Origin of the sequence: Streptomyces sp. NPDC052023 (assembly GCF_044548465.1) — a bacterium.
GTDB lineage: Bacteria > Actinomycetota > Actinomycetes > Streptomycetales > Streptomycetaceae > Streptomyces.
Map to the genome: position 1 here is coordinate 1 of NZ_JBIUBW010000016.1, position 13,580 is coordinate 13,580.

The window sequence follows — 13,580 nt, forward strand, 5'->3', positions numbered from 1 at the left end:
GTTACATTTCGAACCCGGAAGCTAAGCCTTACAGCGCCGATGGTACTGCAGGGGGGACCCTGTGGGAGAGTAGGACGCCGCCGAACAAATATTGAAAGGGTTGGACCTGGAACTTCGGTTCCGGGTCCAACCCTTTTTTGTTTCACGTCACTTGAAGTTCACGTTGCGCAACAACGATCCGCAGCATGGGTACTGCTGCAATGCTCAGGGCCGCCGGCGTCGGGGTCGGTGACGAGGTCATCGTGCCGGCCTTCGGGAGCGTCGAGGTCTCCGAAGCGGTGAGCCTGACGGGGGCACGCCCGGTGTTCGCCGACATCGACCCGGTGTCGTACTGCCTCGACACCTCCGCGGTCGAGGCGGCCGTAACGTCGCGAACCGCGGCCGTCGTTGTCGTACATCGATTCGGTCGCCCTGCGGATGTCCAGGCGCTGCTGGGTGTGGGGCAGCGGAGCGGGCTTCTGGTGCTGGAGCAGGGGGAGTCCGAGGCGCCGTCCGACGAGGTGGCGCAGCGGCGGCAGCGGGCCGCCTATCTCGATGCGAAGTTGCGGGGTGTGTACACGCCTGATGGGGGCGTGGGGCACACCTATCAGCAGTACGTGGTGCGGGTGCCCGGGAACGGGCGGCCGGACCGGGACGCGTTCGCACGGTCGCTGCGAGCCAGGGGAGTTGAGTGCTGGGTGCCGGTGAAGACGCCGGTGCACCGGTTGCCCGCGTTCCGGCAGTGTGTGTCGTTGCCGGAGACCGAACGGGCCGCGGGAGAGACACTCGCGCTGCCCGTGGACGGTGCGTTGACGAAGCGGGACATGCAGCGGGTCGTGTCCGCGTGCAATGCACTGGGCGGACTGCTGCAGCCCGCCTTCTGATCGCTTTCTGTACGGGGCGGTCGTGGTTGGGAGCACCGGCCTGTTCGGGGTAGGATCTATTCCGTTGCCGCGAGGGAAACCTCGGCAAGGTGACCGGCCCCTATAGCTCAGTCGGCAGAGCGTCTCCATGGTAAGGAGAAGGTCAACGGTTCGATTCCGTTTGGGGGCTCAGACAGAGAAGACCCCCACCCTTTCGGGTGGGGGTCTTCTTGCTGTGCGGGTTGCAGTTCAGGCGTTGGACAGGCCGTTGTGGAGGCCCGGGACGCGCATCGCCAGGATGGCCATGTCGTCGGACGGTGCGTCCGAGGCGAAGCGTTCCACTGCGCGCATGATGCGGGCCGCGACCGCGCCGGCTGTGAGACCTGTGCAGGTGGTGAGGACGTCGGCGAGGCCGTCGTCGCCCAGCATGCGGTTGCCCTCGCGGCGCTCGGTGACGCCGTCGGTGACGCAGAGGAGGACGTCACCGGGGTCGAGGGTGACCGTCTGCTCGTACAGGTCCAGGTCTTCCAGGACGCCGAGGAGCGGCTGCGGTTCGGCGGCGGCTTCCACCGTGCCGTCCTGGCGCAGTCGCAGGGGGAGCGGGTGGCCGGCGCAGACCACCTTCAGCTCGGCGCTGCCGTCCTCCAGCGGGCGCATCTCGCCGTAGAGCAGGGTGAGGAAGCGGCTGCGCGCGCCCTCGTCGAGGATGGCGGAGTTCAGGCGCTGCAGAACCGCCGGGCCGCTGAGGCCCTCGCGGGCGAGGAGGCGCAGGGCGTGCCGGGCGAGGCCGGTGACGGCCGCGGCGTTCGGCCCCGTACCGCAGACGTCGCCGATGGCGAAGCCGTAGGCGCCGTCGCGGATGGGGAAGAGGTCGTAGAAGTCGCCGCCGACCTCGTTGCCCTCGCCGGCCGCGCGGTAGATGACCTCGACCTCGACGCCGTCGATCACCGGGAGTTCCGGCGGCAGGAGGCTGCGCTGGAGGGACTGGCTGATGGCCGTGCGCTCGGAGTAGAGGCGGGCGTTGTCCAGGGCCAGGGCGGCTCGGCGCGAAAGGTCCTCGGCCAGTTCCAGGATCTCCTGGCGGAAGTGTTCGTCGGTGGGCTTGCCGAGGGTGAGCATGCCGATGACGCGGTTACGGGCGACCAGCGGCAGGACGACCGTCTCGCCGCCGACCGCGGACGCCGTCGCCAGCGTCGTACCGATACCGGAGCTGACCGTGGCGGGTTCGCCGAGGCCCAGGCTGCGCATCGAGGTGCGCAGGGCCGCCTGGTGGGCGGCTTCCGCCGGGGTCGACCAGACGCGGGCGCCGGGGGTGGGTACCGGGTCGGGCGGGGCGATCTTCGACAGCAGCGACTTGATGCCGTCGATGAGTTCCTCGTCCTCGTGCAGGACGTACGAGAGGTACGGCTCGGAGGCCTGGTCGGCGATCGTGTAGACCGCGCACCAGGTGGCCAGCGTCGGGACCGTCATCTGTGCCATCAGGGCCAGCGTCTGATCGCGGTCCAGGGTGCCGGCGAGGAGGTCGGAGGCCTCGACGAGGAAGCTGAGCGAGCCGCGGCGCAGGCGTTCGAGTTCGCCGAGGCGGGCCGACTCCACGGCGAGGGCGATGCGGTCGGCGGCGAACTGCAGGCGCAGGGCTTCCTCGTTGGAGTACCTGCTCGCTCCCTCCGCGGCGACGCCGAGGGAGCCGGTGAGGCGGCCCTCGACCTTGAGCGGGACGGTGACGACGGAGCGCATGCCGGTGCCGTTGAGCAGTGGTACGGCGCCCGGGACGGCCGTGAGGTCGTCGTGGACGGCGGGCATGCGGGCCGAGCCGTAGCGGCCGGGGCCCGCCTCGACGGGGACGCGGGCGAAGCGCTGGCGGGCGGAGGGCAGGCCCGTGGAGGCGCGGACCTCCAACTCCGTCTCGTCGTCGGTGGCGAGGAGGAGGAACGCGGAGTCGCCGTCGAGCATGTCGCGGGCGCGTTCGACCGTGCGCTGCAGGAGGCCGTCGAGGTCGTCCGGGGCGGGGGAGCCGATGAAGACCTCGAAGGGGTCGGTGCTCTGCCCTTCGGAGGCGGTGGTCGTGTCGGACGCCGTGATGCGCATCGGCGTCTGCAGGACGGCCCGTTCGTGGTCGCGGACGAGGAGGCAGACGGTCGAGGGTTCGCCGGCGGTGTCGCGGACGCGGAGGTGCGAGGCGTAGACCGGGACGACCCGGCCGCCGGCCTCGCGGACGCCGTAGCTGCCCTCCCAGCGCGAGAGTTGCAGGGCCTCGGCGATGCCGGTGCTGGTGCCCGGGGTGTGTGGCCAGGCGGCGAGATCGGTGAGGGGTTTGCCGGTGACCTGCTCGGCCTGGTAGCCGAAGAGTTCCTCGGCGTCCTCGTTCCAGGCCGTGATGGAGCCGCCGCGGTCGATCTGGATGACGGCGACGCGGACGCGGCCGTCGGCCAGCGGGAGCAGGTCGGCCGGGAGGCAGGGGCCGGCGGTGCGGGTGCCCACCGCCCGTTCGGGGAGGTCGAGTTGGAACCAGACCTGTTTGTGCGTGGGTGTGTAGTCGACGCCCCAGCGGCCGGCGAGGGCCGCGCACAGTTGGAGGCCGCGGCCGCCCTCGCGGTCCGGGCTGCCCATGTTGACGGCGGAGCCCTGGAGGGGGACTTCACGCTCCGGGTAGTGGTCGGCGACCTCGATGCGGACGCCGCCGTCGAGGCGCAGGCACAGCACGTCGGCGGTGGTGCCCGCGTGCACGACGGCGTTGGTGACCAGTTCGCTGGTCAGCACCACGGCGTCGTCGACGACGTCGGCGTACCCCCAGCCCTGGAGCGTGTCGCGGACGAAGGAGCGTGCGGAGGCGACCGAGCGCCCGACGGGCTCGAAGCTGGCGGCCGCGCGCGCGGTGATCACAAAACTCCTCGATCTGCTCTCGACGTGCTGGGCTGCGGTGCCGCCGAACGGCTCGCGTCGCGTCTGCGACGGCAGGCCGCTCGTCGGCCGGGGGTCCGGGGGCTGTTCCCCCGGGATCAGTCCGGTGGTCATGTGTGCGGCCGCCCCTCCGATGCCCGCTCGTTGTCGTGCCACCGCCCAGGCCGGACGGAACCGGTGCGGCTGGACAGCCGCATGCAAGGTTACTTACCTTCGCGGTTCATGCGGATGCCGGTCTGCAGTGTTTCCGTCCGGAGGGTGTGCGGACGCTGTGCGAAGCTGCCGAACTCTTATGGCCTGGTTCGGCCGGGGTGAAACACTGGGCAGGCTTGTGGTGGAGGTACGGGCAGGGCGAGTGCGGTGCGCGTTCGGCGGGCAGCAGCCCCTGGTGCGGTCCGGTACCTCCAGGTGGGATTGACGGCTGGTACCACGGGTGCAGATACGCAGTAGTAATCGATACGCCGAGCAGTAGAAGCCGAGCACAGCAGTAATGGTCGACCCCTGCGGGAGGGACACAGTGGAGTCTGGCGCAGCGACGCGGGGCACGAAGCCGCGCGCGAAGGGCGGACAGTCCCCGAGCAGCCGGAACGGGACCACGGAGGTGGACACGGCTGCCCTGAACCGGTTGAAGGCGGCTCTGGTCTCGATGCGGGACGGCAACTTCCGCAAGCGGCTGACGGTGTCCGGGGACGGTGTGATGGCGGAGATCGCCGCCGTCTTCAACGAGGTCGCCGACCGGAATCTGCACCTCACGGGTGAGTTGTCCCGGGTGCGGCGCGTCGTCGGACGTGAGGGGAAACTCACCGAGCGGCTGGACGCGGGGGCCTGCGAGGGGTCCTGGGCGGCAGCGATCGATGCCTCGAACGCCTTGGTCGACGACCTCGTATGGCCGGTGTCCGAGGTCAGCAGGGTGCTGTTCGCGGTGGCCGAGGGCGATCTGGCGCCGCGGATGGAGCTGCGGACGAACGCGCCCGACGGGAGCGGGCACCCGCTGCGGGGGGAGTTCCTGAAGGTCGGGCGGACCGTCAACAACCTGGTCGACCAGTTGTCGACGTTCACCGACGAGGTCACGCGGGTGGCCAGCGAGGTGGGTACCGAGGGCAAGCTGGGTGGGCAGGCCCAGGTGCGCGGTATGTCGGGTTCGTGGAAGGACCTCACGGAGTCCGTCAACACGATGGCGTACCGGCTGACCGCTCAGGTGCGGGACATCGCGCTGGTGACGACGGCCGTGGCGAAGGGTGATCTGTCCCGGAAGGTCACGGTTCACGTGGCCGGCGAGATGCTGGAGCTGAAGGAAACCGTCAACACGATGGTGGACCAGCTCTCGGCGTTCTCCTCCGAGGTGACCCGCGTCGCGCGTGAGGTGGGTACCGAGGGTGAACTGGGCGGGCAGGCGCAGGTGCCCGGGGTGGCCGGGGTGTGGAAGGAGCTCACCGACTCCGTCAACACCATGGCCGGCAACCTCACCGCCCAGGTGCGCGGGATCGCGGAGGTGACCACCGCGGTCGCCAACGGCGATCTGTCGCGGAAGGTGACCGTGCAGGCGCGCGGCGAGGTCGCGCAGCTCGCCGAGACGATCAACCAGATGACCGAGACGCTGCGGATCTTCGCGGACGAGGTCACGCGGGTGGCCAACGAGGTCGGTGCCGAGGGGCGGCTCGGCGGTCAGGCGAACGTGCCGGGCGCCGCGGGAACGTGGAAGGACCTCACGGACTCCGTCAACACGGTGTTCCGCAACCTCACCACTCAGGTGCGGGACATTGCCGCGGTGACGACGGCGGTCGCCAACGGTGACCTCTCCCAGAAGGTCACCGTGGACGTGGCCGGCGAGATGCTGGAGCTGAAGAACACCGTCAACGGCATGGTGGACCAGCTGTCCGCCTTCGGTTCCGAGGTCACGCGGGTGGCGCGGGAGATCGGCGACGAGGGTGAGCTCGGCGGTCAGGCGCAGGTGCCCGGCGCCGCGGGGACGTGGAAGGACCTCACGGACTCCGTCAACACGGCGTTCCGCAACCTCACCGGACAGGTGAGGAACATCGCCCAGGTGACGACGGCGGTGGCCAACGGAGACCTGTCCCAGAAGGTCACCGTGGACGTCTCCGGCGAGATGCTCCAGCTGAAGAACACCGTGAACACGATGGTGGACCAGCTGTCGTCGTTCGCCGACCAGGTCACGACGATGGCCCGGGAGGTCGGCACCGAGGGACGGCTCGGCGGGCAGGCGCGCGTGGAGGGTGTCTCCGGGACCTGGAAGGAGCTCACCGACGCCGTCAACTCCATCACCGGCAACCTGACCGCCCAGGTGCGGCAGATCGCCCAGGTGACGACGGCGGTGGCGCGCGGTGACCTGTCGCAGAAGATCACCATGGACGTGCGCGGGGAGATCCTGGAGCTGAAGAACACCGTCAACACGATGGTGGACCAGCTCTCGGCCTTCGCCGACCAGGTGACGCGGGTGGCCCGCGAGGTGGGTACGGAGGGCCGGCTCGGCGGTCAGGCGCAGGTGCCCGGCGTGGCCGGCGTGTGGCGGGACCTGACGGACTCCGTGAACGGCATGGCCGGCAACCTGACGGCGCAGATGCGGCAGATCGCCCAGGTCGCGACGGCGGTGGCGCGGGGCGACCTCTCGCAGAAGATCACGGTGGACGCGCGCGGCGAGATTCTGGAGCTCAAGAACACGCTCAACACGATGGTGGACCAGCTGTCCTCGTTCGCCGAGGAGGTCACGCGCGTGGCCCGTGAGGTGGGCACCGAGGGCAAGCTGGGCGGGCAGGCCGAGGTGCAGGGCGTCTCCGGCACCTGGAAGGACCTCACCCAGTCCGTCAACTTCATGGCGAACAACCTGACCGTGCAGGTGCGCAGCATCGCTCATGTCACCACCGCCGTCGCCAAGGGCGACCTGTCGAAGAAGATCACCGTCGACGCCAAGGGCGAGATCCTGGAGCTCGTCACCACCGTCAACACGATGGTCGACCAGCTGTCGTCCTTCGCGGACCAGGTGACCCGGGTGGCCCGCGAGGTGGGCACCGAGGGAATCCTGGGCGGCCAGGCGCACGTGCCGGGCGTCACGGGCATCTGGAAGGACCTCAGCGACAACGTCAACCTGATGGCCAAGAACCTGACCGTTCAGGTGAGGAACATCTCCCAGGTCGCGATGGCCGTCGCCAACGGCGACCTGACACGCACGGTGACGATCGAGGCGCGCGGTGAGGTGGCGCAGCTCGCCGACACCTTCAACACCATGGTGAAGACGCTGAGTTCGTTCGCCGAGCAGGTCACCAAGGTGGCCCGTGAGGTCGGCACGGACGGCATCCTCGGTGGTCAGGCGCATGTGCCGGGTGTGGCCGGCACCTGGAAGGACCTCACCGAGTCGGTGAACCAGATGGCGTCCAACCTGACCGGTCAGGTGCGGAACATCGCGATGGTCACGACGGCCATCGCCAAGGGTGACCTGACGAAGAAGATCGACATCGACGCGCGCGGGGAGATCCTCGAACTCAAGACGACCATCAACACGATGGTGGACCAGCTGTCGTCGTTCGCCGAGGAGGTCACGCGTGTGGCCCGAGAGGTGGGCACGGAGGGCCAGCTGGGCGGTCAGGCGCGGGTGCGGGACGTCGACGGCACCTGGCGGGACCTGACGGAGTCCGTGAACGAGATGGCCGGGAACCTGACCCGGCAGGTGCGTGCCATCGCGCGCGTGGCGACCGCGGTGACCCGCGGTGACCTGAACCTGAAGATCGACGTGGACGCCTCCGGCGAGATCCAGGAGCTTCAGGACTACATCAACAAGATGATCGCCAACCTGCGCGACACCACGATCGCCAACAAGGAGCAGGACTGGCTGAAGGGCAACCTCGCCCGGATCTCCGCGCTGATGCAGGGCCGCCGCGACCTGGAGGACGTGGCCTCGCTCATCATGAGCGAGCTGACGCCGGTGGTCTCCGCGCAGCACGGGGCGTTCTTCCTGGCGATGCAGCCGGCCGACAGCACGGGCAAGGACGAGCAGTACGAGCTGCGGATGCTGGGCTCGTACGGCTACTCGATGGGCTCCATGCCGACGTCGTTCGCGCCCGGCGAGGCGCTGGTCGGCACCGCCGCGCAGGAGAAGCGCACGATCCTCGTGGAGAACGCGCCGAGCGGCTATCTGAAGATCTCCTCCGGGCTGGGCGAGGCCCCGCCCGCACAGGTCATCGTGTTGCCGGTGCTGTTCGAGGGCATCGTGCTCGGCGTGATCGAGCTGGCCTCGTTCACGCCGTTCACGCAGATCCAGAAGGACTTCCTCAACCAGATCGCCGAGATGATCGCGACCAGCGTCAACACCATCTCCGTCAACACCAAGACGGAGGTGCTGCTGAAGCAGTCGCAGGAGCTGACCGAGCAACTGCGTGAGCGGTCCGCCGAGTTGGAGAACCGGCAGAAGGCCCTCCAGGCGTCCAACGCCGAACTGGAGGAGAAGGCCGAGCTGCTGGCCCAGCAGAACCGCGACATCGAGGTGAAGAACACCGAGATCGAGGAGGCGCGGCAGGTCCTGGAGGAGCGTGCCGAGCAGCTCGCGGTGTCGATGCGCTACAAGAGCGAGTTCCTGGCCAACATGTCGCACGAGCTGCGTACGCCGCTGAACTCGCTGCTCATCCTGGCCAAGCTGCTCGCCGACAACGCGGACGGCAACCTCACGCCGAAGCAGGTCGAGTTCGCGGAGACGATCCACGGGGCCGGCTCCGACCTGCTCCAGCTGATCAACGACATCCTGGACCTGTCGAAGGTCGAGGCCGGCAAGATGGACGTCTCGCCGACCCGCATCGCACTCGTGCAGCTCGTCGACTACGTGGAGGCCACCTTCCGGCCGCTGACCGCGGAGAAGGGCCTGGATCTGTCCGTACGGGTCTCCCCGGAGCTGCCCGCCACCCTGCACACCGACGAGCAGCGGCTGCTCCAGGTGCTGCGCAACCTGCTGTCGAACGCGGTGAAGTTCACCGACTCGGGTTCCGTGGAGCTGGTCATCCGTCCCGCGCGCGACGACGTGCCGCAGGCGATCCGGGAGCAGTTGCTGGAGGCCGGGTCGCTGACCGACGCCGAGGCCGGGCTGATCGCGTTCTCGGTGACCGACACCGGCATCGGGATCGCGGCGAGCAAGATGCGGGTGATCTTCGAGGCGTTCAAGCAGGCGGACGGCACGACCAGCCGCAAGTACGGCGGTACGGGCCTCGGCCTGTCCATCTCGCGGGAGATCGCCCAGCTGCTCGGCGGTGAGATCCACGCGCAGAGCGAGCCGGGCCGCGGGTCCACGTTCACGCTGTACCTGCCGCTGTACCCGACCGAACTGCCCCCGCACGGATACCAGCAGGCCACCGCGACCCCCGTGGCCGAACTCGCCGAGTGGCCGGAGCCGGCCGAGCCGGCGGTCGAGACGCCGGCCGAGGTGAAGTCGTACCGCGAGACGCAGAACGGGGCCGCCGCGCTCTTCCGGCGCCGGCGCAGGAGCATTCCCGCCGCCGAGCCGCGGGCGCTGCCGGCCGCGCCGGAGCCCTGGCAGGGCGGTGAGGCTGAGGCGGACACCCACCCGCGCGCGGGTATCCGGTTCGGGGGTGAGAAGGTGTTGATCGTCGACGACGACATCCGCAACGTCTTCGCGCTCACCAGCGTCCTGGAACAGCACGGGCTGTCGGTGCTGTACGCCGAGAACGGCCGCGAGGGCATCGAGGTGCTGGAGCAGCACGACGACGTGGCGGTCGTGCTGATGGACATCATGATGCCTGAGATGGACGGTTATGCGACGACCACGGCGATTCGTCGGATGCCGCAGTTCGCCGGGCTGCCGATCATCGCGCTGACGGCCAAGGCGATGAAGGGTGACCGGGAGAAGGCGATCGAGTCTGGTGCGTCAGACTATGTGACGAAGCCGGTCGATCCCGATCATCTGCTGGCGGTGATGGAGCAGTGGATGCAGGCCGAATGAACAGTGGGTGTCCTTGAGGGATTGCTGACGCAGGGTGTGCGAAGCCGTGTAGAAGTGCGGGATTCGGGGAACCTTCTGGTCCCCTGCTGCGTTTCTGCTACGTGCACAGTGACATCGCGGTGACAGGGTGTGTCGACAAGCGGGGTGCGGCTACGATGACCGGCACGAGGATGGGCGGCGCAACGGAGTCGGCCCACGGGGCGGCGCCCGGTGCACTGCCGGGGCGAGGAGGGCGGGCCATGGTGCAGAAGGCCAAGATCCTCCTGGTCGATGACCGGCCGGAGAATCTGCTGGCGCTGGAGGCGATCCTCTCTGCGCTCGATCAGACGCTGGTGCGGGCATCTTCCGGGGAGGAAGCGCTCAAAGCGCTACTCACGGACGACTTCGCGGTCATTCTGCTGGACGTCCAGATGCCGGGAATGGACGGTTTCGAAACCGCCGCGCACATCAAGCGGCGGGAACGGACCCGGGACATCCCGATCATCTTCCTCACCGCGATCAACCATGGCCCGCATCACACCTTCCGGGGCTACGCGGCCGGTGCGGTGGACTACATCTCCAAGCCGTTCGACCCGTGGGTGCTGCGCGCGAAGGTCTCCGTCTTCGTCGAGCTCTACATGAAGAACTGCCAGCTGCGTGAGCAGGCCGCGCTGCTGCGGCTCCAGTTGGAGGGCGGCGGCAAGGGCGCGGTCGGCGGCAAGGAGTCCGCCGGGCTGCTCGCCGAGCTGTCGGCGCGCCTCGCGGCCGTCGAGGAGCAGGCCGAGGCGCTCTCCAAGCAGCTCGACGACGAATCCGCGGACGCGGCGGCGGTGGCCACGGCGGCCCATTTGGAGCGCAAGCTCACGGGGTTGCGCCGGGCGCTGGACGCGCTGGAGCCGGGGACCGGCGGGGCGCCGTCGGTGCCGTCGCAGAACTGACGGCGGATCGGGCCGAGTTGCCCGCTCGGCCGCCACGAGTTCATGGAGCCGCCCTGCGACGGGCGCGGGCAAGTCGCCTGCTCGTGAGCTCGCGTCAGTTCCGCGCCTGCGTAAGGGCGACACGAACGGGTGAAGCAGTGGGCACGCGTGTCCGCTGTCGCCTCCACCGGTAACCTCACACCTATGGCCTCACGTCCCTCCGCAGCCAAGAAGCAGCCCGCCAAGAAGGCTGCCGCTTCCGCGAAGGCTCCGGCGAAGAAGGCCGCTGCGAAAAAGGCGCCCGCGAAGAAGGCGCCCGCCAGGAAGGCTCCGGCGAAGAAGGCCGCGCCGAAGCCGGCGCCCAGCCCGACCGGGGGCGTCTACCGGCTGGTCCGCGCAGTCTGGCTCGGCCTGGCGCACGCCGTCGGCGCCGTCTTCCGTGGCATAGGGCAGGGCGCAAGGAACCTCGACCCCGCCCACCGCAAGGACGGCGTCGCCCTGCTGCTGCTCTCGCTCGCGCTGATCGTCGCCGCCGGCACCTGGTCCAACCTGCGCGGTCCCGTCGGCGACCTCGTCGAGATTCTGGTCACCGGCGCCTTCGGCCGGCTCGACCTGCTCACGCCGATCCTCCTCGCGGTCGTCGCCGTGCGCTTCATCCGGCACCCCGAGCAGCCCGAGGCCAACGGGCGCATCGTCATCGGCCTGTCCGCGCTGCTCGTCGGCGTGCTCGGCCAGGTCCACATCGCCTGCGGCTCGCCCGCGCGCAGCGCCGGCATGCAGGCCATACGGGACGCCGGCGGTCTGATCGGCTGGGGCACGGCGACCCCGCTGACGTATGCCCTGGGCGAGGTGCTCGCCGTACCACTGCTGGTGCTCCTCACGCTCTTCGGACTGCTGGTCGTCACGGCCACGCCCGTCAACGCCATCCCCCAGCGGCTGCGGCTGCTCGGCGTGAAGCTGGGCCTCGTCCGCGACGCCGAGGAGTACGAGGACGAACTCACCGCCGACGACGAGCGCTACGACGAGCAGTGGCGCGAGGCCGTCCCCGCGCGACCCCGCAGACGGGGGCAGGCCCCGCGGGAGTACGACCCCGACGGCGCCGAGCAGGAGGCCCTCTCGCAGCGTCGGGGCCGTCCCAGGCGGGCGTCCGTGCCGCAGCCCGAGGGGGAGCGGCAGCGGGACGCCGTGGACGTCGCCGCGGCCGCCGCTGCCGCACTCGACGGCGCCGTGCTGCACGGCATGCCGCCCTCGCCGATCGTCGCCGACCTCACCCAGGGCGTCAGCGTGGGCGACCGCGCCGAGAGCACGCCGACCCCGATCCCGACGCCTGTGCCGGCCGCGCGCCCGCAGCAGGAGAAGCTCGGCACCGGGGTCCCCGACCTCACCAAGTCGCCGCCCGCGCAGGAGCGCGACCTGCCGCCGCGCGCCGAGCAGCTCCAGCTGTCCGGTGACATCACCTACGCCCTGCCCTCGCTCGACCTCCTCACGCGAGGCGGCCCCGGCAAGGCGCGCAGCGCCGCGAACGACGCCGTGGTGGCCTCCCTGACGACCGTCTTCACCGAGTTCAAGGTCGATGCGGCCGTCACCGGCTTCACACGCGGGCCGACGGTGACGCGGTACGAGGTCGAGCTCGGGCCCGCCGTCAAGGTCGAGCGGATCACCGCGCTCACCAAGAACATCGCGTACGCCGTCGCCAGTCCGGACGTGCGGATCATCAGCCCCATCCCCGGCAAGTCCGCGGTCGGCATCGAGATCCCGAACACCGACCGGGAGATGGTCAACCTCGGTGACGTGCTGCGGCTCGCGGAGTCGGCCGAGGACGACGACCCGATGCTGGTGGCGTTCGGCAAGGACGTCGAGGGCGGCTATGTCATGCACTCGCTGGCGAAGATGCCGCACATGCTGGTCGCCGGAGCCACCGGTTCCGGAAAGTCGTCCTGCATCAACTGCCTGATCACCTCGATCATGATGCGGGCGACCCCGGAGGACGTCCGGATGATCCTGGTCGACCCCAAGCGCGTCGAGCTGACCGCCTACGAGGGCATTCCGCACCTGATCACGCCGATCATCACCAACCCCAAGCGGGCCGCCGAGGCGCTCCAGTGGGTCGTACGGGAGATGGATCTGCGCTACGACGACCTGGCGGCGTACGGCTACCGGCACATCGACGACTTCAACCGTGCCGTGCGCGAGGGCAAGGCCAAGCCGCCCGAGGGCAGTGAGCGCGAGCTTCAGCCCTACCCCTACCTGCTGGTGATCGTCGACGAGCTCGCCGACCTGATGATGGTGGCGCCGCGGGACGTCGAGGACGCGATCGTGCGCATCACCCAGCTCGCCCGCGCGGCCGGCATCCACCTGGTGCTGGCGACGCAGCGGCCGTCCGTGGACGTGGTCACCGGTCTGATCAAGGCGAACGTGCCGTCGCGGCTGGCGTTCGCCACGTCGTCGCTGGCGGACTCCCGCGTCATCCTCGATCAGCCCGGCGCAGAGAAGCTGATCGGCAAGGGCGACGGGCTGTTCCTGCCGATGGGGGCGAACAAGCCGACGCGTATGCAGGGCGCGTTCGTGACCGAGGAGGAGGTCGCGGCCGTCGTCCAGCACTGCAAGGACCAGATGGCGCCGGTCTTCCGGGACGACGTCACCGTCGGCACCAAGCAGAAGAAGGAGATCGACGAGGACATCGGCGACGACCTCGACCTGCTGTGCCAGGCGGCCGAGCTGGTCGTCTCCACGCAGTTCGGGTCGACCTCCATGCTGCAGCGCAAACTGCGCGTCGGCTTCGCCAAGGCCGGGCGGCTGATGGACCTGATGGAGTCGCGGAACATCGTCGGGCCGAGCGAGGGCTCCAAGGCACGTGATGTTCTTGTGAAACCCGATGAGCTGGATGGCGTGCTCGCCGTCATCCGTGGGGAGTCTGAAGGGTAGGCAAGTGGGTCACGCTCGTCGGCTCGCCGCACAAGGTTGTTCGATCGTGACTCACCC

General features: G+C 69.5%; 5 protein-coding genes, 1 tRNA gene and 1 rRNA gene. 6 read left to right on the forward strand and 1 reads right to left on the reverse strand.

Annotated features, from left to right (window positions below; all coding sequences use genetic code 11):
- The 3 genes from rrf to ACIHCM_RS26960 all read left to right on the forward strand — a co-directional run.
- A 5S ribosomal RNA gene (gene rrf / locus ACIHCM_RS26950) occupies positions 1-86 on the forward strand; the annotation flags it as partial.
- A 114-nt stretch (positions 87-200) separates the two neighbouring features.
- Entirely contained in the window at positions 201-863 is a 663-nt protein-coding gene (locus tag ACIHCM_RS26955) for a DegT/DnrJ/EryC1/StrS family aminotransferase (RefSeq protein WP_399901240.1), read from the forward strand.
- 96 nt (positions 864-959) lie between these two features.
- Positions 960-1,032, forward strand: a tRNA-Thr gene (locus ACIHCM_RS26960).
- Between the two features lie 59 nt (positions 1,033-1,091).
- Here ACIHCM_RS26960 and ACIHCM_RS26965 read toward each other — a convergent pair.
- Positions 1,092-3,857: a SpoIIE family protein phosphatase gene (locus ACIHCM_RS26965; RefSeq protein ID WP_399900866.1), complete on the reverse strand. Its 2,766-nt coding sequence runs from the start codon at positions 3,855-3,857 to the stop codon at positions 1,092-1,094.
- 403 nt (positions 3,858-4,260) lie between these two features.
- On the opposite strand from ACIHCM_RS26965, the gene ACIHCM_RS26970 reads away from it, so the two are divergent.
- The 3 genes from ACIHCM_RS26970 (at position 4,261) to ACIHCM_RS26980 (ending at position 13,523) form a co-directional block, all read left to right on the forward strand.
- Complete coding sequence (locus ACIHCM_RS26970; RefSeq protein ID WP_399900869.1) at positions 4,261-9,702, forward strand: HAMP domain-containing protein; 5,442 nt, start codon at positions 4,261-4,263, stop codon at positions 9,700-9,702.
- Between the two features lie 239 nt (positions 9,703-9,941).
- Positions 9,942-10,619, forward strand: a complete 678-nt coding sequence (locus ACIHCM_RS26975) for a two-component system response regulator (RefSeq protein ID WP_189702184.1) — start codon at positions 9,942-9,944, stop codon at positions 10,617-10,619.
- A 183-nt stretch (positions 10,620-10,802) separates the two neighbouring features.
- Positions 10,803-13,523 (forward strand): DNA translocase FtsK, encoded by a 2,721-nt coding sequence (locus ACIHCM_RS26980; protein ID WP_399900873.1) that lies wholly within the window; start codon positions 10,803-10,805, stop codon positions 13,521-13,523.
- Positions 13,524-13,580 lie beyond the last annotated feature (57 nt).